Genomic DNA, 4041 nt, shown 5'->3' on the forward strand with positions numbered 1-4041 from the left:
GTGCTGTGTCGAGTGGTTCGCTCAGGACGCGTAATTTTCAGCCATGTGAAAATTACGCTCGGTAAAATTTCTCGTACGCTGCCTCGAAATTTTAACGCCTGAGCTCACCACATCGCCACATCACATTGCTCAAGGTATCGAAGAATTTTACAAGGGAGGAATGGTAGTATGGAAGAGAAGAAAGTGACGATTAAGTATCTGATGGATAAGAAGCGCGGGCGTAAAAAGATAACGATGCTGACCGCTTATGACTATCCGATGGCGCGCCTCGAGGATGAGGCCGGGATCGATATGATACTTGTGGGCGACTCGCTCGGCATGGTCGTTCTGGGCTACGATTCGACGCTGTCCGTTACGATGGATGACATGATCCGCCATACGCAGGCCGTAAGGAGGGGGACAAAATATGCGTTCCTTGTCGGTGACATGCCGTATAAGTCATACGAAAATGCCAAGGATGCTGTCGCGAACGCATCCAGGTTCATGAAAGAAGCCGGATGCGATGCCGTAAAACTGGAAGGCGGAACGGAATCTCTCGAGGCTGCAGAGGCGATAATTAATGAGGGTATACCTGTGATGGGCCATCTGGGGCTCACGCCGCAATCTATAGAAAAGCTGGGCGGGTACAAGGTCCAGGGGAAGACCGCCGAAGCTGCGAAGGTTATAATAGACGACGCGAAGAAATTGGAGAAGGTCGGCTGCTTTGGCCTGGTATTGGAATGTATACCGACCGCGATAGCCGATATTATAACGAATGAATTGAAGATTCCGACTATAGGTATAGGCGCAGGCCCCGGCTGCGACGGGCAGGTGCTCGTGATAAGCGATATGGTCGGATTGTTTGATAGATTTACCCCTAAATTCGTCAAGAAGTATATAAAGTTATCTCCGATGATACTTGAGGCTGTTAAAAATTATAAGAAAGAGGTTGAAGAAGGGAAATTTCCTTCGGAGGAACATACGTTTAAGATAAAGGCCGAGGAATTGGAAAGAATATAAAATGAATTGGACTGTACCAAAACTTAATAATATTAATATACTGAAGGACAGAGGAAAGACAGCTACGACCTGTGCGCCCGGCAGCGGAGATTCGGCGGACTGCGTTGATGGGAATGCCGCCAGTATTTGCGGTACCGGTTCCGCCGCAGAATCGTGCGCTATCGGCAACTCTGCCATAACAGTATGCGGCGGAGGCAGCGGAGGTAGTTGCGTAGCCGGAGGCGGCGGTGATTAAACCCGCTCTTAATTTTATCGAATAGGAGACGATATGAAGATAGCCGTTGTTGGGCCGGGCGCGCTCGGTTGCCTGGTGGCAGGTTTTCTTAAGACGAAGACAAAAGAAGATGTGTGGCTCATCGACCGGCTGCCGGACCGCGCTAAGAAGATAGCCTCAAGCGGTGTCAAGATCGAGGGGATGAACAGCCTCTTTACGGCAAAATTGAATGTGACGGCAGACCCGAAAGAGGCCGGCGCGTGCGACCTCGTTATTATTTGCGTCAAGAGCTATTCGACAGAGGATGCGTGTAAAGAGATAAAGGAGCTTGTATCCGAAGACACGGCTGTATTGACGCTGCAAAACGGTATCGGCAATGTCCAGGTCCTGAACGACTACTTCGGCACGGAGAGGGTGATAGCGGGTATAACCAACCATGGGGCGACGCTCCTCGGTCCGGGGCATGTGCGCCATGCCGGTAAAGGCGATACTATTATCGGTAAGTCTAACGGCAAACTGTCAGGAGCCTTAAGGAACGCGTCGAATCTTTTGACAAAGGCAGGTTTCGAGACGAAGATATCGAAGGATATCGATTCAGTGATATGGTCGAAGCTCATTATAAACGTCGGGATCAATGCCCTTACAGGCATCCTGCGCATCCCCAACGGCAGGCTGCTCGAATACGAAGAGTCGCGCGAATTATTACGCTCTTCCGTCCAGGAGGCCGTAAAGATAGTGAAGCGTAAGAGGGTGAAGCTCGCGTACGACGACCCCATACAGAAAGTGGAATCGGTGTGCAAAGCGACAGCGTCCAATATATCGAGCATGCTGCAGGATGTCCTGAACAGGAAGAGGACAGAGATAGATTTCATTAACGGCGCTATCGTAAGGCAGGGGAAGGCCCTGGGCATACCTACGCCGGTCAACGATGTCCTGACAAATATAATCAAGACATTGGAAAAAAGTTATCAAAAAATGGTTTAATAAAAGGAGTCGCGGCATGTACATAATAGGCGAAAGGATAAATTCTACAAGAAAGAGTGTCCAGGATGCCATAAAAGCGCGTAATGCCAACTTGATCCTGAAGGAAGCCTCCGACCAGCTTAGGAGGGGTGCCAACTTCATAGACGTGAACTGCGCCGTCACTTCAGGCGACGAGGTCCAGGACATCGACTGGGTCATAAGCGTGATACAGAGCGAGATAAAGGACGTGAGCATCTGCATAGACAGCCCGAACTATCTTGCTATCGACAGGGCGCTGAAGGTCTATAAGGCCAAAGGCGAATTGATGATCAATTCGATAACCGGCGAAGACGCGAGGATCAAGAGGATATTACCGCTCGCGAAAGCGCATAACGCGAAACTGATAGCGCTGACCATGGACGCCAAGGGCATGCCGCATTCAGCCGTCGAAAGGCTCGAAGCCGCAAAGCATATATTAGAGCGCGTCGTGAAAGAAGGTTTTAATCCGGAGAACCTCTATTTCGATCCGTTGATACGCCCGATCTCGACCGAACCTGACCAGGCAAAGGAGTTCTTGATATCGATACAGATGATAAAAGGGCTCGGGAAAGTCAACACGATATGCGGCCTCTCCAACGTCTCGTTCGGACTGCCGGACAGGAGCCTCATAAATTCCACGTTCCTCGCCATGGCCGTACATGCCGGACTTGACGCCGCGATACTCGATCCCACCGACAGGAACGTGATCTCCAGCCTTAAGGCGTCCTGCGCGCTCATGGGCATGGACGATTTTTGCGGAGATTATATAAAGGCGTTCAGGGAGGGCGCGTTGGTTTGAGCGCGAAGAAGATATTCATAGCCGCGACGCAGCAGAATGACGGCAAGACGACCGTATCGCTGGGCCTTATAGCCGCGCTTAAGAAACGATTCGCGAAGATAGGGTTCATAAAGCCTATCGGCCAGCGGTATTTGATGGAGCAGGGGTACAAGGTTGACGAGGACTCCGTATTGATCGAAGAGGTCTTTGGGATCAAGTGCAATATAAAGGACATGTCCCCGGTCGCTATTGAAAAAGGTTTTACGGAACGTTTTATAGACAAAGGCGCAGAAGAAGATTACGCTAAACTCATCAGGGAATCTTTCGAGAAGGTATCCGGGGATAACGATCTCGTAATAATAGAAGGGACGGGGCACGCCGGAGTAGGAAGCGTCTTTGACCTTTCCAATGCTACCGTAGCAAGGCTTCTTGACGCTAGTGTCATGCTCATCTCTTCCGGAGGCGTGGGCAAGCCTATAGATGAAGTCATGCTGAACAAGGCCCTTCTCGACAAGGAGAAGGTCGACCTTGCCGGCGTCGTCGTCAACAAAGTGCTGCCGGAAAAATACGAGAGAATATCGCGGCTCGTCAGGAAAGGGTTGGAAAAAAAAGGCTTAAGCGTCTTCGGCGTATTACCGTATCAAAAGGTCCTAGACATACCGACGATGCGTGAAATTAAGGAGGAATTGAAGATAGCGGCATTATACGAGACGGCATATATCGACAAGATGGCTGATAATGTGTTGATCGGCGCGATGAATGTCAAGGACGCCATGCAGTTTATCCAGAACAATTCCCTTATGATAATCCCGGGCGACAGGGAGGATATGATAGAGGCAATATGCCAGATCCATGCAGGAAAGATAAAAAAGGGTTACAGGGTGTCCGGCATAATCCTTTCCGGCGGCCTCATGCCGAAAAAAAGGAGCCTTAAACACCTGGAGAAGTCCCAGATCCCGGTCCTCATAACAAAAGAGGATACTTATGCGATAGCGTCGCGGGTACATTCGCTCGTCGTCAAACTTAAACCCCAGGACGTCCAGAAGAT

Annotated in this window: 5 protein-coding genes; all 5 read left to right on the top strand. The window is 50.3% G+C overall.

What is annotated here, in order from left to right; genetic code table 11:
* Positions 1 to 168 precede the first annotated feature (168 nt).
* Entirely contained in the window at positions 169 to 999 is an 831-nt protein-coding gene (gene panB / locus WC592_08960; protein MFA4982574.1) for a 3-methyl-2-oxobutanoate hydroxymethyltransferase, read from the top strand.
* Position 1000: 1 nt separating this feature from the next.
* A complete protein-coding gene (locus WC592_08965) occupies positions 1001 to 1234 on the top strand; it encodes a hypothetical protein (GenBank protein MFA4982575.1) in 234 nt (77 codons plus the stop codon).
* Between the two features lie 33 nt (positions 1235 to 1267).
* Entirely contained in the window at positions 1268 to 2197 is a 930-nt protein-coding gene (locus WC592_08970) for a 2-dehydropantoate 2-reductase (GenBank protein MFA4982576.1), read from the top strand.
* Between the two features lie 16 nt (positions 2198 to 2213).
* The gene (locus tag WC592_08975; protein ID MFA4982577.1) at positions 2214 to 3014 is read left to right on the top strand and encodes a dihydropteroate synthase; all 801 of its coding nucleotides are present in this window, start codon (positions 2214 to 2216) and stop codon (positions 3012 to 3014) included.
* Positions 3011 to 4041 (top strand): AAA family ATPase (locus WC592_08980; protein ID MFA4982578.1); only part of this gene is annotated, 1031 nt, incomplete at its 3' end. The genes WC592_08975 and WC592_08980, both read left to right, overlap by 4 nt.

It is taken from the genome of Candidatus Omnitrophota bacterium (assembly GCA_041648975.1).
Classification (GTDB): Bacteria; Omnitrophota; Gorgyraeia; order 2-01-FULL-45-10; family 2-01-FULL-45-10; genus JAQUSE01.